This is a genomic window from Marinomonas mediterranea MMB-1 (assembly GCF_000192865.1).
GTDB classification, from domain to species: Bacteria; Pseudomonadota; Gammaproteobacteria; order Pseudomonadales; family Marinomonadaceae; genus Marinomonas; species Marinomonas mediterranea.
The window spans coordinates 2232010-2255056 of the sequence record NC_015276.1 but is presented as its reverse complement, the minus strand read 5'-3'; the positions used below and the strand labels follow the sequence as shown (position 1 = coordinate 2255056).

General features: G+C 43.3%; 14 protein-coding genes. 3 read left to right on the top strand and 11 right to left on the bottom strand.

Annotated elements, in window-relative coordinates; genetic code table 11:
* Positions 1–180: 180 nt before the first annotated feature.
* The 9 genes from MARME_RS10335 to MARME_RS10295 all read right to left on the bottom strand — a co-directional run bounded on the left by MARME_RS10335 (position 181) and on the right by MARME_RS10295 (position 14590).
* A complete protein-coding gene (locus MARME_RS10335; protein ID WP_013661209.1) occupies positions 181–1095 on the bottom strand; it encodes a GGDEF domain-containing response regulator in 915 nt (304 codons plus the stop codon).
* A complete protein-coding gene (locus tag MARME_RS10330) occupies positions 1092–5543 on the bottom strand; it encodes a PAS domain S-box protein (RefSeq protein ID WP_148231021.1) in 4452 nt (1483 codons plus the stop codon). The genes MARME_RS10335 and MARME_RS10330 overlap by 4 nt, the downstream gene beginning before the upstream one ends.
* Before the next feature lie 109 nt (positions 5544–5652).
* The gene (locus tag MARME_RS10325; protein WP_013661207.1) at positions 5653–7659 is read right to left on the bottom strand and encodes a coiled-coil domain-containing protein; all 2007 of its coding nucleotides are present in this window, start codon (positions 7657–7659) and stop codon (positions 5653–5655) included.
* Between the two features lie 123 nt (positions 7660–7782).
* Positions 7783–10419 (bottom strand): aminopeptidase N, encoded by a 2637-nt coding sequence (pepN, locus tag MARME_RS10320; RefSeq protein WP_013661206.1) that lies wholly within the window; start codon positions 10417–10419, stop codon positions 7783–7785.
* Between the two features lie 11 nt (positions 10420–10430).
* A complete protein-coding gene (locus MARME_RS10315) occupies positions 10431–11258 on the bottom strand; it encodes a DUF2797 domain-containing protein (protein ID WP_013661205.1) in 828 nt (275 codons plus the stop codon).
* Complete coding sequence (locus tag MARME_RS10310; RefSeq protein WP_013661204.1) at positions 11251–11556, bottom strand: YeaC family protein; 306 nt, start codon at positions 11554–11556, stop codon at positions 11251–11253. Before MARME_RS10310 ends, MARME_RS10315 begins: the two co-directional genes overlap by 8 nt.
* Positions 11557–11634: 78 nt before the next feature.
* Positions 11635–12498 carry a rhomboid family intramembrane serine protease gene (locus MARME_RS10305; RefSeq protein ID WP_013661203.1) on the bottom strand — a complete coding sequence of 288 codons (864 nt, stop codon included), beginning with the start codon at positions 12496–12498 and terminating at the stop codon, positions 11635–11637.
* A 38-nt stretch (positions 12499–12536) separates the two neighbouring features.
* Complete coding sequence (locus MARME_RS10300; RefSeq protein ID WP_013661202.1) at positions 12537–13418, bottom strand: NAD(+) kinase; 882 nt, start codon at positions 13416–13418, stop codon at positions 12537–12539.
* A gap of 185 nt (positions 13419–13603) precedes the next feature.
* Complete coding sequence (locus MARME_RS10295) at positions 13604–14590, bottom strand: 1-aminocyclopropane-1-carboxylate deaminase/D-cysteine desulfhydrase (RefSeq protein WP_013661201.1); 987 nt, start codon at positions 14588–14590, stop codon at positions 13604–13606.
* 158 nt (positions 14591–14748) lie between these two features.
* Here MARME_RS10295 and ydiJ point away from each other — a divergent pair, with 158 nt between their 5' ends.
* Positions 14749–17814 carry a D-2-hydroxyglutarate dehydrogenase YdiJ gene (gene ydiJ / locus MARME_RS10290; protein ID WP_013661200.1) on the top strand — a complete coding sequence of 1022 codons (3066 nt, stop codon included), beginning with the start codon at positions 14749–14751 and terminating at the stop codon, positions 17812–17814.
* Between the two features lie 9 nt (positions 17815–17823).
* Entirely contained in the window at positions 17824–18561 is a 738-nt protein-coding gene (locus MARME_RS10285) for a fused MFS/spermidine synthase (RefSeq protein ID WP_013661199.1), read from the top strand.
* Between the two features lie 171 nt (positions 18562–18732).
* Here the strand turns inward: MARME_RS10285 and pgm are convergent, their stop codons facing one another.
* Together pgm and MARME_RS10275 are read right to left on the bottom strand one after the other, a co-directional pair.
* Positions 18733–20370: a phosphoglucomutase (alpha-D-glucose-1,6-bisphosphate-dependent) gene (pgm, locus tag MARME_RS10280; protein WP_013661198.1), complete on the bottom strand. Its 1638-nt coding sequence runs from the start codon at positions 20368–20370 to the stop codon at positions 18733–18735.
* Between the two features lie 147 nt (positions 20371–20517).
* A complete protein-coding gene (locus MARME_RS10275) occupies positions 20518–21642 on the bottom strand; it encodes a beta-ketoacyl-ACP synthase III (protein WP_013661197.1) in 1125 nt (374 codons plus the stop codon).
* Between the two features lie 236 nt (positions 21643–21878).
* Here MARME_RS10275 and MARME_RS10270 point away from each other — a divergent pair, with 236 nt between their 5' ends.
* Positions 21879–23039 (top strand): patatin-like phospholipase family protein, encoded by a 1161-nt coding sequence (locus tag MARME_RS10270; RefSeq protein ID WP_013661196.1) that lies wholly within the window; start codon positions 21879–21881, stop codon positions 23037–23039.
* Positions 23040–23047: the final 8 nt, after the last annotated feature.

The window sequence follows — 23047 nt, the reverse complement described above, 5'->3', positions numbered from 1 at the left end:
TACTAAGCCTAACCTTTGAGAGGCGGCAAAACTGCCTCTCTTTGAGCCGAGCGAATAACCCCCGCTCGGCTTTTTTAATTTAATAGAAATGCACGTGACTTCGTGAAAAGACCTCTATTCGTGCAAAGACTTCTAATAGGTGAGTGCTTTAACAATAAAAAATCTAATAAGACCCCCCCCCTAATTGTAGACAATACGATCCCTTCCCTCTTGCTTCGCTCGATATAACAGCTCATCTGCCGCTTTCATTAGGTCATGCTTGGACGCGTGATCAACATCCATAGAAGCAATGCCCGCACTTAAAGTAATCGTAAACTCATCACAACCATAGGACAATGGTTCGCTGGATAGTACGATACGGTAGCGCTCACACGCAACAATGGCTTGCTCAAGGGTCGTAGAAGGCAAACAAATTGCGAACTCTTCCCCTCCTATACGCGCCAACACATCACCTTTTCTAGCGCCAGCTTGCAAACGCGCAGCAACGCTACTTAGAACAAGGTCTCCTGCATCGTGACCATATGAATCATTCACTCGTTTAAAATGGTCAATATCCAATATAGCGATACTCAACGGTATATCGTAGCGTTTTGCTTTAGCGATCTCATCGTCTAGCGAACGCTCAAAGCAACGGCGATTAGAGAGCCCCGTTAAAAAGTCCGTCGTTGCTAATGCCTCGAGTTTTCGATTTGCTTGCAACAACTGTGCTCTCATATCCGCTATCCGTGCCATAGCGTGTACTTTTGCAGACAGCACTTTTGGCTTTATGGGCTTGGAAAGATAGTCATCTGCTCCAGACAATATGCCAGCCTCAATATCTTCATCGATCGTTGAGCCGCTCAAAAAGATGATAGGAATCCAATCTAGCTTGGATTCGTCTTGGAACGCCCTGATGCGCTTTACAGCTTCTACACCAGAGATTTTAGGCATATTAAGATCTAAAATAATTAAATCTATATCTTTCCAGTTATCCTTGTACGCGGATATCACGCTAGAACCGTCTTCAGCCTCTAATACCGAGTGCCCCATTTTCTCCAAGTACAGTTTCAGAATAAGCCTGTCCGTTTGTGTGTCTTCCGCGATCAAGACCATCATTTAGCAATTCCTTTTATCGTTAAAGCTGATATCACAGCGTCATATTCCGCCTTTAATTCTGAGACGGCGCACTCTATATCTTCTACTCTCTCCTCTCTCGAAAGCGTTTCGCATTCCCTTGATTTAGCTTCTAAACCTTTCGCACCTATATTCGCACTAATCGACTTTAAGCTGTGAGCAGCCCTAAATAACGATTGATGACTATTATCGATCGTATTTAATTCCGCAAAAATGTTCTCTGCGTCTTTTATAAAGGCATCAATTAATATACTGACATCACCACCCAACGCTTCTTTTAAGGACTCAATGACCGAAAAATCAACGACATCATCTTTTAGAGCATTTTCATCCGCAGCCTTCTCTGTATTTAAGCTTGTATCTTCCCTGTTGATCCGCTGCTTATCTAAGCGCAGCGACTGATCTATCGCCGTAACTAGATCGTTACGTTGAAACGGCTTAGAAATCAGCCCATCACCACCCGCTCTCTGCACATCCAACAAGCGCTCAGGTAAGGCATCCGCTGTCAATGCATAGATAGGAACCCGTCCTCCGCTTATCTGTTCTTCATAGCGAATGCGCCGCATCGCAGCAAACCCATCCAAGACTGGCATATGAAGATCCATAAAGATTAGATCAGGCTTGTGATCGCGCCATTTATCAATCGCTTCTTGGCCATTCATTGCCTCAATCACATCAACACCAAATGTCACCAACATCCCTCTAACGACCGCCATATTAGCTTGCATATCTTCCGCTACAAGCACCTTACCCGAATATTTATGAGCCTGTTTATGATCATTATTAAGCACTTGAGCTTTAATATCATGATCCGTAATTAACGTCGTTCTCTCTCTATCAAATGCTTTGCTTAATGCTGCCAACAAGTCAAAGCCACTCATTGGCTTAGAAATACAGGCATTTACTTTTGCATCAATTAGCGACTCTCGGGATATTTGCCCTGCTGAAGAAGCAATCAGAATAATGGGTTGTTTTTCAGGCGACAACGTAGAACGTACCGCTTTAGCTAGCATTATGCCGTCGATAGACGGCATAAGGTAATCGAGAACCAAAATATCAAAAGGAGCTACAGAAGACTCATCGATAATTTGTGCAAGCGCAACACTCGGATTTGCCTCAGTCATCACCTCTAAATGATTAAATAATAACTGTCGCTCCATTATTTGAAGGTTTGTCTTGTTATCATCAACAACCAAAACCCGTTTACCTTTCAAACACGGTTGCGACGCTTCTTTCTCAACGCTTTCAGAAAGATGAGACTTTGGCAGCACCATTGAAACCGAGAAGCAGGAGCCTTTACCCAACTGCGACTCTACCTCTATGGTGCCATCCATTAAATTTGTCAGTTGCGACGTTATCGCAAGGCCCAATCCAGTGCCGCCATATTGGCGCGTTGTTGAGCTGTCGGCCTGTGTAAACGCCTTGAACAAGTTTCGCTGGACGCTTTCTTGAATACCGATCCCCGTGTCCGACACACTTAATCTTAAATCAACGCCCCCTGACGGCAAGGGCTTACCAGACACTCTGATAACAACCTCCCCTTCAGAGGTGAACTTGATGGCATTGCTTACCAAGTTAGTAATGATCTGTTTAATGCGATACACATCGCCAACAAGCATCCGAGGACAACGTTGTTCAAACTCAACGAGCAATTCTATCCCTTTATCTTCTGCTTTAACGATTAGTAGATGTGCGATGTCAAAGATGGCTTTTTCTAAATTAAAATCAATGCTTTCAAGTACTAAATGCCCAGCCTCGATCTTTGAAAAATCGAGAATTTCATTTATCAGTTCAAGCAAGCCTTCACCAGAATCTCGTATAACATCAAGTTGAGTCAGCTGCTCTGGCGATAGATCAGTATGTGACATCAATTCAGCCATGCCAAGCACCCCATTCAAAGGCGTACGGATTTCATGGCTCATAGTAGCGAGAAAGTCGCTCTTCGCTTTACTGGTGAGTTCAGCTTGTTCCTTGGCTTTTTGCAGTACAAGTTCGGTTTCTTTGCGTGTCGTAATATCGAGGTTCACCCCAATCATTCGAATAGGGTCGAAAATCGCATTGTAGGTAATTTTAGCGTTTACTTTGATGTATCGAGTTTGACCATCTGGTCGAGTGATCCGATAGTCACTGTCTAAAAATTCACATTTTTCCTGCGCCAATTCATCGATCTCGAGAAGCAGGCGCTCGTAATCGGATGGAAACAGCAACGACTGCCATTTATCGAAGGTTTCATCAATAGAGCATTCCTCAAAGCCAAATATTCGGTACATCCATTCATCAATTTCTAACTGATTCGTCGTAACATCCCACTCCCAGGTGCCAATACCGACTGAATCTGCTGCCATACTTAAGCGTGATTGGCTTTTAAATATCTCTTCCTCGGTTTTCAGTTTCTCCGTGATGTCACGTAGGTGAAGAATAAAACCAACGGCTTCGCCATCCCTATCACGCAAAACAGAGCCGATACTGTCTAAAACATGCTCAGAACCATCGAACATTTTATATGTGGACTGTTTTGATTCTAGAACCTTTGTTTCCTCATCAAACACATGAGTTAATTCAAACTGAGCTCTATCCTTTTCGGCACACAGTGCTTGCAGGGGTGTTGCAACAAGATACTCTTCACTTGCTCCGTATAAGTGGCAAAAGGCAGGATTAACCATTTGTATAAGGCCATTTTTGCCCACCACAACGACCGCTTCTGGCGCATCAACAAAAAGCGATTTGAAAAGCTGAATTTGATCGAAAAGCTGTGCTTCGAATTTGACTTGCTCAGAACAATCCTGAAAAGTAAAAACACTCCCTTGATAGCGATCATTCTCATCTGTTACCGTCGCCACACTAAAACTAATGGCAATCGCCTGACCGCTCTTCTTTATCAAGTAAACACGACGATCTTGCACATCTTTTTTATCTAATATTGCGGTCGATATGACACAAGGGGTATAACGATCTCCGTTTTTATCAACGGAATAAAAGCACTCCACAAAAGGTCGCCCTACTAACTCCTCTTGGGAATAAGACACCAGCTTAGCGACCGCTTGATTCACAAAGGTGATTTGACCTTCGGAGTCAATACCAATTATGCCATCGTGAGACGAAGCGAGAATAGACCTCTGCTTCGCTTCAATACCTCTTATAGCTTGATGACTCAACTCTCGCGTCAACTCATTGCCAACCCATGTTCCAAGTAACTGTATAAGCTCATATTCATCTTCTTGGAAAGGTAATCTTCGTTTATCAGGGCCGCTAAAATTAAGCGTTCCCCATGGCTTACCATCGACGATAATTTGAACACCAATATAAGATTCAAGCTGAAACGTTAAATAGCAAGGATGCTCTTTTATATCGCTTTCGCTTGCATGATGGAAAGCCGTTGGCCTATTATTGCGCAATGTATGAACGCAGTAAGACTCCCCTAACTGAAACACCATATCTGTAGTTAATTCCCCCGTAGGAGAATGGCAATATCGCACAAAGTACTCGTGTCCCTTGATCTCGCTAATGATCCCAAGGGGCAAGCCGTACTGGTCACTTCCAAGACGGAGTATATTCTGAAGCTTCTCATCCAAGGATAAGCGACTATCTGATGTGATCAGATGTAGCGCCTTTAACGTATCTAGCGTACGTCGAAACGAAGTTTGATCTTGTAAGCTTACAAAATAACCAGTCAGTTCATCGTCTTCGACTCTTGAAGCATAGTACGCGTGAACATATTTAATAGACTCATCAGCAATTGGCTTTACCTTGATAAGTTCATCTACCTTGCCTTCGTTCCTCACTCTTTCAATCAGAGGTTGTACAGACTCAAAATTATCAGTAATGACATCTGGGACACTTAACCCTTTCCACTCACCGTCCTCTAAACCTAATACATTTTGATAAGCATGGTTCATAAATTCATAATTAAGGTCAGTGTTATAGTACGCGACAGACAAAGGGAGATTATTCATCATATGAGTCATGTTACGTAGTTCAGTTGATTGAGCTTTGGCAGCCTTAGACGCCTCATAATCTTCTAACGTTTTACTGCATAGGGACGTCAGTGCAGTCAGCGCTTTGCCAGTAATACCCTTGCAGATAAGTACTCCGATGATTTGGTCGTCGCATCGCATCACATAACTATCATCTAAGTCTAAAAGTGACTCAAACTTGACTATGTCCCCACCAACATCCGGCACCATGTTTGAGCGAGACCTCCAACAGGCACCGTCACAGGAGATCACCATCCACGTTGCCGAATCCGCGATCGTTACCGTTAATTCAGCAAGATGCTTAAAAGCCTCGAATCGAGCGTCCGAATGATCCATTTCGAATAACGAAACCGCGTCTTGATTATTTTTATTTAAATCCAATTTAACCTCTAACATGCCACAGAGCTTTGACGTCACTAATACCTTAAGCCTAAGTGTAAACAAGACGTTGCTCAAACTTTTTCTTAACAGTTTTTTTCATTACTCAAAAAAAAACCGCATGCCTATATAAAATAAGCATGCGGCTCGGCTACCGGACAAAAACGCTCAACGAGCGCAGCATTATTTAAGCTTTCGGTCGACCAAGTTTACCCACAAGAAAACCGCCGCCCAATGCAGCAAGAATCGCAATTCCCCAGAGCCCGTATTTTTCGAATAAATTATTATTCTGGAGTTGAAGAGAATTCTCTCCTTTAAAAACAGGGCGTTTGATAATGTCTTCTTGATAATTCATTTGTTGAGTGATAACAAGATTAACCGTTGCTTTCGGGATTTCAGCCAATCCCCCCAGACGCCATCTAAAACTAACAGCACCCTCTTCCACAACCGCTTCAGCCTCACGCGCACTTAACATATCAATAGAGCTATCTACGTAAAGATCAGCCAAATACGTTTGCCCAAGAACAGGGTTTTCAATATTTGCGGACACTAAGACTTCAAAAACATCGTTTACAATCGCTTTTTCAGGGATAGTCCACGAAACATCTGATATTTTTGACTTCAGCTGTGTCTGTAACGATAAAACAGCGCCTTCAAACGGAATTAAATTATTTACTTGAGCTTCTAATGCTGCTTTCTCTTCAGACCTCGTTTGCGCAAGCTCTTCTAACTGCCCAATACTTTCAAGAAGCGCCTGTTTTTCGGTATTTAAGGCTTCAAGACTCTGTGACAGTTCGTCTTGCTTTTCTTCACTTTTAGCCAACATTCTTTCAACCGCTCGAAGCTCTGCCATTAGCAAACGATTCTCTTGTTGAGCGTTTTCTAATGCCTGAGCAAGAACACGCCATTTTTCCTCAAGCGCTTCGTATGCACCATCGCCTTTTTGCAGCGTAGCTTCGAGCGCAAAGACCTGACTCTGATAATCCGAAATCACCCTATTCTGTGCTTCTACCTCTGCTTCTAAGCGCGCTATTTTCGCATTTAGTAGACTTTGATCGGAGGCTTCAGCTTTGTCAGTTTGCGGGGGATTTGTTAGTGATGCTTCAGGTAGCGTCGTTGCGTTATTAGTACCAGTACTAATCGGACTTTGCGCGGCCAAGTCACCTCGCTCATTGGATGCGCTTGGTAATTGTGTATTCGCTGATTGCGCATTAACAACAATATTGCTTGCTTGGGACAAGCGTGCATTATCGCTTTCTAGGCTCGCAATCACGTCACTTTGAACTCGGATTTTATCCCAAAGTACTTGATGCTGTGCACGAGCTTCAGAAAGTGCACCACCCAATCGAAGATTTTCTTTTTTTAGTCTACCAATCTCTGATCGGTTGTTTTCATTCTGCTCCGATAGCAGATCACGCTGACTTTTCATGTCAGCATATTGCAACTGCAAATCGCGGTAATTTTTGCTTAGTGCCAAATGAGCAGAGTCAAGCGTTCTAAAGCTTTCGTTTAATGCAATAAACTCCGGGTTTGGAGAGTCGTCTATTTTCGGTGGTGTTTGGCTTGAGTCACTACTGGCTTTCGAGTTTGGGTCACCTGCACTAGGCGTATCTTGATTATTTAGAAGCGCTAATTCAGTTCTAGCGCCAGCCAATTCATTGGAAAGCTTCGCATTTTCTTCACTGAATGCTAAAAGCTGATCTCTCAGCTGTTCGTTTTCTAGTTTTAGGCTGGCATATTCATTTTCGAGCTCGTCGCGTTCAGCTCGCGTCCGCTCAAGTTCATCTAGATTTTCAACAGAATTGCTTGATGCTTCAGAAATAGCCAAAATGCGGCGATCTTTTTCATCTAGCTGAACATGTAGTTGAGAAATAGTTTCGTTATTTTGCGCAATCTTCGACTCTAACATCGCGATATTGGTTTCGCGGTTTTGAAGTTTCGCTTCGAGCAATGCGATTTTTTCGTTCGCTTGTGCGAGCTCTTCACTATTAGATGTTGACGACGATTCAGCGCCCTCTTGATTAAGATTGCTGTCTGATTCGCCCGTAGGAATATTGTTATCTGAAGACAAAACAGGAACGGTATTTACATCAGTTTGGCCCAATTGCGATTCACTCTCTTTGCTCGTCGTACTACAAGCCGACAAGAGCACGCCAAGAGCAACCGGCGCCAACACTGCATAACGATTCTTCATAACAACTCCAAACAATCCTCGATTAGACAAGCATTTACTCACTTATGCCAGATTTCAAGCTCAATTGCAAAAAAGCCGTTTCTCAGAAACGGCTTTTTTGCAATATTTTCGAAAGAGACTACGCTACCCTTCTAGGCTTTTAGTAATCACTTCATATACGTCTTTCGAAAGTTCTTCTTTTTGAATTCGGATTAACTCCGACTTCATTAAACCACTCAATATTGATTTGTATTTTTTCCATCGCGTGAGTGGCGTACACATTCGAGAGGCAAGTTGAGGGTTACGCTTATTCAAATAAATAATTTGATCGGCCAAATAGCGATAGCCACTTCCATCTTCGTTATGGAATACCTGAACACTTCGACTCATCCCGCCTAATACAGCACGAACCTTATTCGGGTTTTTGATATCAAATGCTGGGTGAGACATAAGTTCATTCACTTTCTCAAGCCCTTTACGGTCCTCTTTACATGCTGACAAGGTTAACCACTTGTTTACTACTAATGACTCATGGAGCCACTGGTCATAAAACGTTGCGAGCATCGAGTCTGCTTTATCAATATTGGCTTCAACTGCTATCGCTAAAGCTGCATATTGATCAGTCATGTTATCCGAGTTTGCAAATTGCTCAGTTAATGCTTCTAACGCTTTAACATCACCACTTTCTACCCAATAACGAAGCGCGGTATTTTTGAGCGCGCGTTTTGCAATTTGAGCGGCGTTCGGCTCATAAACCGTTTCTTCTGTGTTTTGAGAGTAAACCGAAGAAAACTCATTTTGCAGCGCCTTGGCAATCACTTTAGTCAAATGGTCACGCGCCGTATAGATTGCCTGCGGATCAATTTCCGCTTCTAACTCGGACAAATACGCCTGACTTGGAAGTGTAAGGATCAGAGCAACCATCGCTGGATCAAGCTCTTCATTTAACAACAATGCCTTGTAGCCAGACACTAAATCAGAGGATTCAATTAACGTTTCGCTGTTCTTTACCTGATCAATTAACGCTTTAAGTTCTCTCACCGCCAACTGCTGACCCGCATCCCAACGATTAAACCCGTCGGAGTCACATGACATAAGGAGCAACAATTCCTCTGTCGAATAGCCATATTCAACCTTCACAGGTGCTGAGAACCCTCGCAGAATCGAAGGTACAGGTTTGCTTTCAACATTAAAAAATTCAAAAACGGTTTTTTCACCTTTTAGGTGCAATACATGCTCGCGCTCACGACAGTCATCGTAGGTAGACTTAAGCTCTTTGCCGTCATGCGAGATCAACCCTAGCTTAATAGGAATATGCAGCGGCAATTTAGTGTCCTGTCCAGGTGTTGGCTGAGTAGTCTGTTGGACAGTTAATGTGAATGTTTTACTCGACTCTGAGTACTCGCTGCTCAGAACTAGCTCAGGTGTCCCTGCTTGAGAGTACCAACGCTTAAACTGGGACAAATCGATGCCACTTGCGTCTTCCATAGCCGTGACAAAATCATCACAAGTGACCGCTTGACCGTCATGGCGCTCGAAATAGAGGTCAGCACCTTTACGGAAGCATTTTTCACCCAACAACGTGTGGATCATACGTACAATTTCGGCGCCTTTTTCATACACAGTCAAGGTATAGAAGTTAGATATTTCAATAAATGAAGCTGGCCTTACCGGATGCGCCATTGGGCCTGCATCCTCTGCAAATTGAGCCGTTCGAAGAAAAGAAACGTCTTCAACTCGCTTTACGGTTTCAGAATGCATATCGGACGAAAATGTTTGATCACGAAATACGGTAAAGCCTTCTTTAAGACTCAATTGAAACCAATCTCGACAGGTAACTCGGTTACCGGACCAGTTATGAAAATACTCATGAGCAACAATTGCTTCAATTCGTAAATAAGCATCGTCTGTTGTGGTTTCAGGACTTGCTAACAAACAAGAGGAATTAAAGATGTTTAGCCCTTTATTCTCCATCGCTCCCATATTGAAGTCATCAACCGCGACCACCATAAAAATATCAAGATCATATTCTCTACCGTAGGCCTCTTCGTCCCACTTCATGGAGCGTTTTAACGCCCCCATAGCATAATCGACTTTATCGATATTATGCTGCTCGGTAAAAATTCTCAGCGTAACCGCTCGTCCGCTTTTTGTTTTGAATACGTCATCCTGAACAGCGAGATCGCCCGCTACGAGCGCAAACAAATAAGCGGGCTTTTTAAACGGGTCGTGCCACGTTACAACCGTTCTTCCATCTTCTGTCATGCCGCGTTCAACTTCATTACCGTTTGATAGCATGACTGGATACTTGTTTTCATCCGCGATAATAGTCGTAGTAAACACTGACATCACATCAGGTCGATCCAAGTAATAGGTTATGTGGCGGAAACCTTCAGCTTCACACTGTGTGCAAAACATAGAAGACGAACGATACAAGCCTTCTAAGCGAGTGTTATTTTGTGGTTCGATCAATGTCTCGCAGGTAAGAACAAACTCATCAGGCACAGTAAATATTTCAAGTTGCTGACTCGTTAGCTGATAGTCTTTTGAAGCAAGAGGATTATTGTCAATTGCAACACCAATAAGCTTCATATCTTCGCCGCCGTCCAACGCTAACGAAGCGGACTGATCGTTCGACGCGCTATTGCGACGCATATGCAAGCGAGCGGTAACAACAACGCTCGCTTCGTCTAGTTCAAATGTCAGTTCCGTTTTATCGATCAGGAAATTTGGGACTTGATAATCCTTCAGATAAATAGCAGACGGCGAACTTTCTTTCATTGGAATCACTCCTAAATATTTAGTAAGGCTTCATAACCCGTATACTTTCTAATGTTGATGACACCAGTATCTAGTATCCAGTATTGGCCTTTAATTCCCATCAAAGTGCCTTCTACTAACGGCGTTTTCTCTGCATTAATGCTTACCACTTTCGTGGGATACTCAAGCACAGGATAACGAAATTCATAAGTTTGATTTTTATCAGATAGGTCTTCAATCGCCTCAATGCCGAATTCACTTTGCAGTGCATCCAACCCTTCGTAGACCTGCTCTATCAGGCGCTCTTGCTCCTGATACAAATTGAAGTCTACATCGAGGCCTTTCAGCATATTTCTCCAATTTGTCTTATCGGCGACGACGTCCTTGAATACGGTTTCGACTAAACCAGATAAACGACGATTCGCGACATGAAATATTGGTCGAGCTTGAGTCGCTCCCTGATCAAGCCAACGAGTCGGTAACTGATCGCCCCTCGTAATCCCGACCTTTAACGCAGACGAATTTGCGAGATAAACATAGTGCCCCTGCATACAGTGCTTCTCTGCCCATTCAGGTTCACGGCATGTGCCTTTATGGAAATGACACTTTTCGGGGCTCATGATGCATGTGTCGCACGCGGCGAGTTTTTTAAAGCACGGAAAGCAAAAACCTTGGCTGAAAGATTTTTTACTCGTCTTACCACAATTTATACAGTGAATTGCGCCAGAAAATGACAGCGATATTTTTTTACCAAGATACTCATTTAACGGAACGATGTGGTCACCTATTCGCATCTTATACGAAACATTAGTGTCATCATCTACATCCGCCTGCATTTTCCGAAGATCGCCGTTAATCATCCTCTTTCGAACTTCCTTGCTGCGTATTTGAGTCGGAGTTTTCTACCCATTTAACCGTCTCGTGACGCAATGTATCTGTTTTACTGTCACACCCCTTGTGTACTTCTCGGTCAATGAAGCCAACGCGCTGCTCTTCGGGCTTATTGGAATAGTCGTATGTAATTATGGCTTGCAGACAAAGTTCTTTTTGCTCGTCTGTCAGTTTTACGCCATTTGCCCACTTTCCAAGTTCGACTGCCTGTTTGAGTCTACCATAGACCTCAGGAGACATATTATCGATCATGTCTTTAAAATTCATTAATTCGTACCATTTAAAAATACTAAAAAACACGGATAGAGCGTAACGCTAGACCTCTACCCTTTAAATAAGTCTTGCTTAAACTTTACGGTTTCGCGCAGCCAATCCATATAGGGCACCGAAGCCCAAACCAAATACCAACCCGGTGACGTGTGCCGTGTTTGCGATTGCCCCGAGCCCGATACTTTCAGTCAACGAGGTAAAACCAATAGCCAGCCAAACAACAAAAAACACGAACAGAGGCTTGCTAATCAGTATTGGTATACCTCCTGATAGATAAGGCGCAATCCAACCAAACCCGACCAAGCCATATACAAGCCCTGACAATCCACCGAAAAAAACGGTATCAGATATTAAATACTGAGCGACATTGGCGCCGATTGAAACAAACAACGCACCTAGCAGCCATTTAATACTACCAACATACCTTTCTATCTTCCGACCTAAATCCCACACCCAAAGCGCATTAAAAATGACGTGCAACGCACTAAAATGTAAAAAGGTCGGAGTGACTAATCGCCACCATTCTCCAGATTGGAGCACTTGCGTCAAAGGAAAACTGACTAACTGCCCAGCTTGGACGTAGATCGGAGAAATCAAAAAATATCTTACCACCTCAAGGTTCTCTCCTAACTGAGTTAGAAAGCAAACCACAAAGGTCGAAAACAAAAAAAGATAAGAAATCGGCGTCTCCTTCAAGGCGCCTTGTAAAGTCTGTTTATCCTGTTTAGAACGATCTAGCTGAACGAGGGGAAGTTTTTCTGGATCATATTTCCATATATTAACGACTTCAAGCGCTGCTTGAACATACTTAGGGTCCGTCACCCACAGCTGGTCACCATTAGAACTAGACACAATCTGGTGACCGACTTTGATGTTCCAAAGTGCTTTTGTCAGCGTAGATGGGTCCTCGTTTTTTTCAAAAGTATAGACGAGGTACATAGCAACAAGGCCTCCAATACAAACGTTAAGACGACAAGCTAATTGGTATAACCTGTTTGCCAACCCAATTTATTTCTACAAACATCGTAAAAGTCATGGTTTTTGGGGTGAATTAAGCGGATTGCTCCTTCTTTACGGGTGATGTGAATTTCATCACCGGGAGCAGCGGTAATGTTTAATTGACCGTCACAACTGACACTTGGATACGTTAGATTAGACTCACAAACAACGATACGAATTTTCGCATTTGCATCAATTACAATAGGACGATTACTCAACGTATGTGGATGCATTGGTACGAGGACGAGCGCATCAAGTTTAGGAAGGATGATGGGGCCGCCAGCAGACAAAGCGTAAGCGGTGGATCCAGTTGGTGTCGCAACGATGAGACCATCTGATTTTTGGTTCATGACAAACTGGTCGTCAATAAACAAATCAAAGCGAATCATTCTCGCGGATTTACCAGGATGAAGAACCAGATCATTTAATGCGACCCCTTCACCACTGGGGCGATTTTGCCGCTTGATCTTCGCTTCGATCATAAAGCGTTTTTCTTCTAAATACTCGCCGGCAAAAATAGGATCTAACTCTTCTCTAAAATTTGTCGGTGATATGTCGGTGAGAAAGCCCAATGTTCCTCTATTCACTCCCACCACAGGAACATCAAAGCCACATATTGCCCTTGCTGCACCCAAAAAGGAGCCGTCACCTCCTATAACCATTACTAAATCACACTTTTTTCCAAGTTCTTTTAGTAAGGAAATATCAACTTTAACGCCGGGCATCATCGTGGCCAAATCGCTCTCTAGAACAGGTGCAATTTGTTTTTCTTCTAAATAATCCATTAGACGCTTAACAGTGTCTAATATCTGAGGTTTGTCTAATCGGGCAATAATACCAACACGTCTAAAAAGACTCATGTGTCATCTCTTCTTACAATTGTTCTATTAACGAGCAATAGCTTATTACACTGTTCTTGTTATCTTTTTTGCGCACGTAGCACCGCTATATTGCTACGCACTTTACCATGATCCATTAAAAGGTACTATCTTATGAAACTTTACGTTGTTATGTTTTTGATTTTGAAGACACTCTTAATCTAGTTCTAGAGAAACTCGGGGTATGGAATTCGTTCGCGCTTCACGCCACGCCAGCCTTGTAGGCCGCCAGTATGAATAATTAACGCACTCCGAAAACGCCAGCGGTTCTCCTTTATCTTACGCCAAATATTATATACGAGCTTTCCAGTATAGACTGGATCTAATCTTAACTCCGGATTCATGACATACAATGCGCGTAAGAATTCGGCAATTTCGTCAGGCAATCCCCCAAAACGTCCACAGTTTCTTGAGTGCCAAAACGCCATTTTCGAAAATACATCTTGAGCACTTATACCATCATAGGTACGAATAAAGTCATGCGTTAACGCTTCTATTGTATTTTCTATGCCTTCGGCACCCTTTAACGCATTGAACACCTGTAACCTTTTCACTGCATTAGAACAGGCCAACCCGACTGCAGTCGTGCCCGTTCCACTCGCGACACACCATGTATCATAAGGTTGATTATTTGAGGAACCTAAACGAGTGACACTCGCACCGTCAGAACCCGCTGAGAATGCTGAAATTGAATCAGCCCAATCACGACAGCCTAACACCCCTAACTCGCCACCTCCGCCTTCAGCTATCCAATAAACATTCGCGTACTCTTGCTCAACTTCATTCTTAACACGTGACTCTAAACCGAGTCTGTAGTCGTCACGATCAGTCGAAAATAAAACAGCACCATCGTCAGCACAATCTCGCAATGTCGGCGTCAAACCGATTTGAAGCTCTCCTCTTACAATGATCAAGGGAGCAAAACCCGCATTAACAACCGTTTTTGAGAAGGCGTGAAGATGATTGGAATAAGCACCACCAAATGTCGCGATATGGATTGCTCCAAGCTTTTCCGCTTCTTTTAGGTGGTAACGAAGTTTGTGAAATTTGTTACCTGGGGCAATCCTATTTTCGAGATCACCACGATAAACATCTAACCTATGACTCGCGCGCTGCGTTTCACTTAAGTCAGGTAACACTATAGTCTGAATCAAGGTTTTCCCTACTACGATATCGATATACGGTTGTAAAAATGCAACCTAAATGCCTCAATTTAGCAAAAACAGTGAGACAAATAAAAAATGACTGGGTAAGCGTACAATATAACAAATTCAATTATACTATGGGCCGCAAAATTTCAGGAGACAGCCAAATGATTCCAAAGCTTTCAGAGATTTCCCCTACCCAATCAAAATATTTGCAGTTTATTGAGCGATTGAAAGCTTCATCATTTCAAGGAGAGACGAACCTCGATTACGCTAATCGCGTTGTGCTTTCTACAGACAACTCGATCTATCAGGTTCTTCCACAAGGTATCATTTATCCGAAATCAGTTGAGGACATTAAGCTCGTCACTCAATTGAGCAATAACCCCGACTTCCATGACATTGTACTCAGCCCTCGTGGGGGCGGAACAGGGACTAACGGCCAATCCCTATCCGATGGTCTGATCGTCGACTTGTCCAAGCATATGAATAAAATACTTGAGATCAACAAAGAGGAAGGCTGGGCCAGAGTTCAAACAGGGGTGGTAAAAGACCAACTCAACAGAGCGGCAAAGCAGCATGGGTTATTTTTTGCGCCAGAGCTTTCGACCAGCAACCGCGCGACAATTGGGGGAATGATTAACACGGATGCAAGTGGTCAAGGCTCCGTCATGTATGGTAAAACCCGTGATCACGTCATTGAACTAAAGACCGTCTTGCTTGACGGCTCAATCATAGACAGTACAACGCTGAAGGATGAATCACTCGACGCCATCAAATCAGGCGACAACAGAGCGGCTCACATACATAAAACCATTGACGCTATCCATGCTAATAAACGCGATGAAATAGCACGTAAGTTTCCCACTCTTAATCGATGCTTAACCGGATACGATCTCGCCCACATTCGTGACCAGAACAATCAATTCAACCTGAACAATATTTTATGTGGTTCAGAAGGGACATTGGGGTTCATCGTCGAAGCGAAAATAAACTTGCTCGCCATCCCTTCTGTTGCGGCGCTCGTCAACATAAGATACTCCAGTTTTGAACATTCATTACGTCACGCACAAGAACTTCTCAAAGCGAACCCCACTTCTATTGAGACAGTTGACTCCAAGGTACTTAACCTGGCTCAAAACGATATTATTTGGGAATCCGTCGAGCCATTTTTTCCTTCTAAAGCAAACGAAGACACACAGGGCATTAACCTAGTTGAATATACTGGAAATAGCGTCGAAGAAGTTCAAGCACAGATAGCCAAGTTAACCAAAACACTGGAAACTAACAGCGATCAAAGCAGTGGTGTGATAGGTCATACCGTGGCGTTTGGCCAAGACGAAGTGAACAAAATTTGGGCCATGCGCAAGAAATCTGTAGGTCTCTTGGGCAATGCAAAAGGCGAAAAGCGCCCCATTCCCTTTGTTGAAGATACGGCGGTTCCACCTGAAAACCTTGCTGACTTTATTATGGAATTTAGAGCCGTACTCGACAGCTACTCGGTTCAATACGGCATGTTCGGTCATGTTGATGCAGGCGTACTACACGTTAGACCAGCGCTAGATTTAAAGGACGAATCTCAAGAACCAATGATTAGAGAAATAACCGATAAGGTTGTTGCGCTAACGCAAAAATACAACGGTCTACTTTGGGGAGAACATGGTAAAGGTGTACGTTCAGAGTACGCTCCCGCATTTTTCGGAGATCTTTACCCATCAATACAAGAAATAAAACGCGCTTTTGACCCAAGAAACCAGCTAAACCCTGGAAAAATAGCAACACCGTTAAAATCAGACAGTCAGCTTCTTAAAATCGACGAAGTACCGCTTAGAGGTAAGTTCGACAGAACCATTCCGTCCAAAAACCGCGAGCAATTCAAAGAAGGAATGTATTGTAACGGCAACGGCGGTTGCTATAACTTTGATCCTAACGATGCTATGTGTCCCTCTTGGAAAGGAACAAGAGAACGCGTTCACTCACCCAAAGGACGAGCCTCGCTAATGCGTGAGTGGCTTAGGGGAATGAGTGAACAAGGGATTGATGTTGTATCAGAAAGCCATAAAGCAAAACAGAAGAACGCCGTATTTAACTTCGTACCAAAGCTGTTAAATACATTGTCCAAGCGGCGCGGTGATTACGATTTTTCTCACGAAGTTCATGAGTCCATGATGGGGTGCCTTGCTTGTAAATCATGCGTAGGACAGTGCCCTATTAAAGTTGATGTTCCTGAATTTCGTGCGAAGTTTTTAGAGCTGTATTACGCTCGTTATTTGCGACCCGCAAAAGACTACCTAATTGGCTCGTTAGAATACGTAATGCCTTACGCATCACATTTTCCGACTCCCTATAACTGGTTGATCAGTCGTTCATGGACTCAACACTTAACCAGCAAATACCTAGGATTCGTTGACGCTCCTAAGTTCAGTAAACTCAACCTAAAAAAAGAAAGCCCACGCCGCGGTATTCGCCTCGCAACACCATTAGCACTTGAAGCGTTAAGCCCGAAAGATCGCCGACGCGCCGTTATTATTGCCCAAGACGCGTTTACCAGCTATTTTGAGACCGAACTGGTACTCGATATTATGGAGTTGTTAACTCGACTAGGGTTCCAAGCGTTCTTGGCACCTTACAAACCAAATGGAAAACCACTTCATGTTCACGGTTTCATGAAATCCTTTGAGCGTACCGCCAAGAAAAACTTAGACATGTTGCAAGGTTTGCGTTTCTTCGGCATCCCTATTATTGGTGTCGATCCATCTATGACACTAACATATCGATCTGAATACGAGAAAACCTTCGGCACGAGCCGAAAGGTACCCAATATTCAACTGCTGCAGGAATGGCTCGCAACTCACACTGAACATTTGAATAAACGAAATATTAAATTCGAAGAAGAGACCATTCATTTGTTAGGCCACTGTACAGAAAAAACAAATGCACCGTCGTCAATTAAACATTGGCAAACAATATTCTCTCAGTTTGGGCTCAATCTGGAATCCGTTGCGGTTGGCTGCTGTGGGATGGCAGGCACCTATGGACACGAGAGCAAAAACCTAGAAACTTCTAAAACCATTTATGGTTTGTCATGGAAAGAGGCGATAAACAATCCTGCGTTTTCAGACAGCTTAGTCGCAACTGGGTATTCTTGTCGCTCACAAGTGAAGCGCATTGATGACAAAAACCTACCTCACCCAGCTCAGTTATTACTGACCAAATTAAAGGCCGCAGAGTAATCACCTCATATGGAAGCACTGTATAAAGATTCAGATTCATTTGGCGAAATAAACGTATTTGACGATGGTAAATATCGGATACTTTCATTTGCAGAAGGCGATGAGCAAAGCCGAATGCAGATTGCCGCCCCCCATGTTCTCCAGAATGACTACACACAAGCGATGCTATTGTCGCTTTTATTTACCCCACAACCAAAACGCGTGTGCATTTTAGGACTTGGGGGCGGCTCACTGCTAAACGCGCTTTATCACGCAATCCCAAAAGTGAACATAGCCGCCATTGAATTAAGAGAAAAAGTCATCGATGCAGCGAATCGTTTTTTCAAGTTACCTATCGGAAAGCGAATAGAGATCATCAATACAGACGCCCTGCTATTTCTCACCGACCACAAGTATCGTAAATTCGATATTTTATTTACTGATATTTATCAAAGTAATGGCATTGACGAAAAGGCATTAACCCAACATTTCATAGAAGCAAGCGCAGGCGCAATAAAAGAACAAGGCACTTTAGTGATCAACTGCTGGGATGACCAAATAAACAATCAGACACTAGTTGAAACCTTAAATGAGAAGTTTCAACAAATTATCGGTGTCGATACGGGATCAGGAAACTGGGTAATTGTCGCTACAAACAGCAGAATCGAGCCCAACAACAAACAAACTAAGCTTGAAGCCACCAAGCTTTCGAACAAACTTGAAATCCCCCTGACCAAGTGGACCTCAAAGATCAAATATATCAAGTAGATACAAAAAACCTGTGTATCACTCGCTAATAGCGATATACAGGTTTCACGTTTCAAATACTTCGTCTTACTTATATCTCATCCGCTAACCTACCTTCCTTAGAACCTAGCCAACTCACTTTAGAAGCCAACTTTCCTTAAAACCTAACTCAGCTCAGGCCAAACGGGCCTATTACGCTAGAACATTGGACACCAATGCTTTTGCCTCTTCTTCAAGGCTTGCAAGGTGCGCTTCTGAAACAAAGCTTTCTAGGTATATCTTATAGATATTTTCCGTACCAGAAGGACGTGCTGCAAACCACCCATTCTCGGTCACCACTTTCAAGCCTCCAATCGCAGCACCATTACCTGGCGCATGCGTTAAAACGTCCGAGATCGGCTCGCCTGCCAACTCCGTTTGAGTAACATTGCTTTTATCAAGCTTACCAAGAATGGCTTTTTGCTCTGATGTCGAAGGCACATCAATGCGCTTATAAAAAGGCTGCCCATATTTAGCAACTTGCTCTTCAAATAATTGAGCAGGATCTTTCCCTGTTTTCGCAAGAATTTCGGCTGCTAACAACGCCAAAATAAAGCCATCTTTATCCGTTGACCATACTGAGCCATCTCGTCTTAAAAAAGACGCACCAGCACTCTCCTCTCCACCAAATAAAAGTGTTCCATCAAATAAACCGTCAACATACCATTTAAAACCAACGGGCACCTCACAGAGAGATCGGCCCAATCCTGCCACAACGCGGTCTATCATCCCACTCGACACAAGCGTCTTACCAAAGCCAGCCTCTTTAGACCAGTTTTCTCGGTGCTGAGCTAGATATTCAATCGCAACGCCAAGATAGGCATTAGGGTTCATAAGACCACGACCTTTACACACAATGCCATGACGGTCGTAGTCAGGATCATTACCCACCGCAATATCAAAATCATCTTGTAGCGCAAGTAAGTTCGCCATAGCATACGGCGATGAACAATCCATTCGGATCTTACCGTCTTTATCCAATGGCATAAAACCAAAAGCAGGATCGACTTTTGTATTGACCACTGTAATATCTAAGCCGTACTTTTCGGCAATTGGATTCCAATAGTCAATACCGGAGCCACCCATAGGGTCAACACCAATTTTGATATTCGCATCCGCAATCGCCTGCACATCGATGACGTTACTCAAATCTGAGACGTAATGATCAATATAATCGAACTCCTTCACAAAGTCTGATGCTCTTGCTTCTGCCAACGACATACGTTTTACGTCAATCAGACCCGTTAACAATAACTCGTTTGCTCGTTCAGCAACCCAATTGGTAATGTCTTTATCGGCTGGCCCACCTTTAGGGGGGTTATACTTAATGCCCCCATCCTCAGGAGGGTTGTGAGAAGGCGTTATCACAACGCCATCTGAAAGCGCGGAATTGGAAGCATTAAACGTCAAAATAGCGTGAGAAATAACAGGCGTAGGCGTATAGCCATCCCCTTTTTGAATCATGACGTTAACACCATTAGCGGCAAATACTTCGAGAGCAGTCCCAAATGCACATTCTGACAATGCATGCGTATCTTTACCAAGAAACAATGGACCGTTGTAACCCTGTTGCTTTCGGTATTCCGCTATTGCCTGACAAACCGCTAAAATATGATCTTCATTAAAGCTCGTTTGCATCGCCGAACCTCGATGACCAGACGTGCCAAAACTTACTTTTTCAGTTGCAACAGATACATCAGGTTTAAGCTGGTAGTAGGATGAAACCAATTTAGGAATATTTACCAAAGATTCGTGAGACACAAGCTTTCCAGCTTGATGATGAATTGCCATATTTAAAGCCTCGCTATTTGTCGTTGCTACAATATTCCCTTAAAAAGGCTTTTATTTCAATTCAGTAGATCACTTCTTTAGACCCAAAAATAATCATTATCACCAACGCTACCTAATATAGCCCTTCTCGAGACCTTAACGACTCACCTAATGCTTTCTAAGAATCAGACTTCCTATTGAGTAGCCAGCGCCAAAAGAGCAAAGTACGCCTAGCGCCCCAGAAGGCATATCAACATGGTGCTTTGCCAATGCGATAATAGAACCTGCCGATGCAGTATTGGCATATTCATCAAGTACAATAGGCGCTTCTTCGGCAGCCGCGTCTCGCCCTAAGAGACGCTTAATAATTAAGGTATTCATATTAATGTTAGCCTGATGAAGCCACCATCGATTAACAGCATCTGACTGTATATTTAACGAATGAATATGCCCCTCGATATGAGCTGCCGCCATAGGGCATACCTCTTTAAATACTTTTCTACCATTCTGATGAAACAATTTGTCATTTGCATACGGATCCTCGTCCGTTGCATGCGTAATATAGCCAAAATTAGAACGAATATTATTGGAATATTCCGTAACACACTGCACACCCAGTACTTCAAACGCATGATCAGACACCACTTCTGAACCTGGCTCTACAACAAGAGCTGTCGCCACGTCACCAAAGATAAAGTGAGAGTCACGATCTTCATAATTAACCTGCGGAGATGTCAGCTCAGGATTAATAACGAGAACCCCTTTTGATGAGCCAGCAGAGATCGAATCGACTGCTCGCTGCAGACCGAATGTGGCAGAAGAGCATGCAACAAGCATATCAAAGGCATGACCTTTGATGCCCAGTTCTGCCTGGACCTCTATCGCAATAGCAGGATAGGAGCGCTGCGTATAGGCACAAGCAACGATCACTAAATCTATGTCATTAGAGGTTTTACGTGCAGACTCCAGTGCCGCTTTTGCAGCATTAACTGCTATTTCGGCTTGATGTGAAAGCTGAACATCATCCCTCACCGCTATTTTAGGTCTCATGCGCGCAATATCAAGAACGCCCTCTTTCTCGTAGACATATCGCTGCTTTATACCTGACGCCTTTTGAATAAATTCAGCACTGGAAAAAGGTTTCGACTCTAACGCTCCATTTTGAATAGCTTCCTTGTTTTTACGGTTGTATTCTTCAGCCCAACTATTGTAACTCTCAACTAACTCTTCATTGGTAATAGTATTAGCCGGAGTCCATAGACCGATTCCGCTGATTGAGGCTTTAACTCCCATATTGAAAATCTCTTTCTAATTATGAATTTTCTAACTATTCTAACCAATTAGCCACCAAAGTAGTGTGCCGTGGAAACTCGGTTTTAGTGACAATTTCGCTCAAAAAGAGCAACAAAACAGTGAAATCTCAGGTCACACTTATATAAAACGCCAACTTTCCTACAAAAACATGTAAGCATGACTCATAATGAAGTTAAGTGTATTGACATTTATTACAGATTTTACAAGGTGTCGTAATGAAGAATAGCGCACTTATCCTATCTGGCGGGGGAGCCAGGGCAGCCTACCAAGTTGGCGTTCTTTCAGCCGTTGGTAAAATTTTTTTTAGAGGCCATCCTCTGCCTTTTGACATACTGTGTGGGACCTCAGCGGGCGCGCTGAATGCCGCAATGCTCGCGACTTACAGCGAGGACTTCAGGCTAGCGACAGGCCAACTTTCATACGTTTGGAAACACCTAACGCACGACCAAATTTACAGAGCAAGTCGCTGGCCACTTGCCTCCTCCCTAACAAAAAGCGTCATTTCAACCTTTAAAAAGCAATCTGATGGCGACAGCTTATCACTGATGGAGAACACACCGTTAAAGCACTTACTTGAAAGGTACTTACAGCTCGATGAGGTTCAAAACTCGATCGACCAAGGCCGACTAAAAGCACTGGTTATTTCAGCCATGAACTACAGCAACGGGAAATCCGAATGCTTCTTTCAAGGAACCAGTAGCTGTGAAGAGTGGAATAGCGAGAAACACTCAGGCATTAGACAAAATATCAATCACGACCACCTACTAGCCTCTAGCGCGATTCCTATTTTATTCCCTGCTCAAAAGATAAATACTCACTATTATGGCGATGGCGCCATTAGGCAGAGATCCGCACTTAGCCCAGCACTAAAACTCGGAGCGACAGAGCTTTTTATTATAGGGGTTAGTAGAAAACGCAAAAAAGACAGAGTAACAAACACTGAGGAAACACCTTCTCGCCCTCCTTCCATCGCTCAAATCGCGGGCCAGCTTATGAACAGCGCCTTTATCGACAATCTTGAAGAAGACATAAAGAGCTTAAGCACTATAAATAGGCTATTGGCCAATTCAAATCAGACCAATGAAAACGAGACACTAAAAAAGACAAACACGCTTATTGTCTCGCCCTCAGAAGAAATAAATGACATCGCGCTAGAGCACATTGAGACACTGCCAAAAACCGTATACAACGCATTAAGACATCTCGGCGCTAATTCGGATTCAGGCATGGCTACCGCAGCAAGCTATTTGCTTTTTTCTCAGCCATATTTGAGGGCTCTTATTCAGCTAGGGTATAAAGATGCGATGTGGGAAAAAGACCGGATTGAAGACTTCTTTTATCAAAAGAGCCTACAAAAAATAGAACACAAAAAATAGAACACAAA

What these genes read in the sequence shown, in the direction of transcription:
- MARME_RS10335 (WP_013661209.1), bottom strand. Translation starts at nt 1,095, where the DNA reads ATGATGGTCTTGATCGCGGAAGACACACAAACGGACAGGCTTATTCTG.
- MARME_RS10325 (WP_013661207.1), bottom strand. Translation starts at nt 7,659, where the DNA reads ATGAAGAATCGTTATGCAGTGTTGGCGCCGGTTGCTCTTGGCGTGCTC.
- pepN (WP_013661206.1), bottom strand. Translation starts at nt 10,419, where the DNA reads ATGAAAGAAAGTTCGCCGTCTGCTATTTATCTGAAGGATTATCAAGTC.
- MARME_RS10315 (WP_013661205.1), bottom strand. Translation starts at nt 11,258, where the DNA reads ATGATTAACGGCGATCTTCGGAAAATGCAGGCGGATGTAGATGATGAC.
- MARME_RS10310 (WP_013661204.1), bottom strand. Translation starts at nt 11,556, where the DNA reads ATGAATTTTAAAGACATGATCGATAATATGTCTCCTGAGGTCTATGGT.
- MARME_RS10305 (WP_013661203.1), bottom strand. Translation starts at nt 12,498, where the DNA reads ATGTACCTCGTCTATACTTTTGAAAAAAACGAGGACCCATCTACGCTG.
- MARME_RS10300 (WP_013661202.1), bottom strand. Translation starts at nt 13,418, where the DNA reads ATGAGTCTTTTTAGACGTGTTGGTATTATTGCCCGATTAGACAAACCT.
- ydiJ (WP_013661200.1), top strand. Translation starts at nt 14,749, where the DNA reads ATGATTCCAAAGCTTTCAGAGATTTCCCCTACCCAATCAAAATATTTG.
- MARME_RS10285 (WP_013661199.1), top strand. Translation starts at nt 17,824, where the DNA reads ATGGAAGCACTGTATAAAGATTCAGATTCATTTGGCGAAATAAACGTA.
- pgm (WP_013661198.1), bottom strand. Translation starts at nt 20,370, where the DNA reads ATGGCAATTCATCATCAAGCTGGAAAGCTTGTGTCTCACGAATCTTTG.
- MARME_RS10275 (WP_013661197.1), bottom strand. Translation starts at nt 21,642, where the DNA reads ATGGGAGTTAAAGCCTCAATCAGCGGAATCGGTCTATGGACTCCGGCT.
- MARME_RS10270 (WP_013661196.1), top strand. Translation starts at nt 21,879, where the DNA reads ATGAAGAATAGCGCACTTATCCTATCTGGCGGGGGAGCCAGGGCAGCC.